This window comes from Halocola ammonii (assembly GCF_049334165.1).
Lineage (GTDB): Bacteria > Bacteroidota > Bacteroidia > Flavobacteriales_D > Sanyastnellaceae > JBEGHD01.
In genome coordinates this window covers 1-503 of the sequence record NZ_JBEGHD010000050.1, presented here as the reverse complement: position 1 = coordinate 503, position 503 = coordinate 1, and the positions used below count along the sequence as shown (strand labels likewise).

Annotated in this window: 1 protein-coding gene; it reads left to right on the top strand. The window is 49.9% G+C overall.

Translation table 11 applies throughout. The features are described 5' to 3' along the window. Nucleotides 1–503: HYR domain-containing protein (locus ABHV44_RS16205; RefSeq protein WP_459075758.1), on the top strand; the 503-nt coding region annotated here is incomplete at both ends.

Below are 503 nucleotides of genomic sequence, written 5' to 3'. Positions count from 1 at the left end.
GACGCTTCAGGGAACAGTACAGACTGCTCTTTCACGATCACACTAATTGACGACATCGACCCAACAATCACCTGCCCGGCTGACTTTGACGTGGCAACGGATGCGAACTGCGAGTTCTCAATTCCTGACTATACTTCTTTGGGAACAGCCGCTGACAACTGTGACGCGGATGTTACGATTACTCAATCACCGGCTGTAGGCAACGTACTTTCAGGTGAAGGTACTACCCAGACCATTACTTTGACTGCTACCGACAACGCAGGTAACACAAGCGATTGCAGCTTTGTGATCACGCTAATCGATGATATCGATCCGCAGATCACTTGCCCTGGCGATCAGAACGAGCCAGTGGATGCAAACTGTGAGTTCTCGATTCCAGATTACACGAGTCTTGCTGTTGCAACTGACAACTGTGACGCAGGAGTAACTGTGACTCAAAGTCCAGCAGCTGGAGTAACACTCTCAGGAGCTGGAACAACCCAAACGATCACACTGACAGCAAC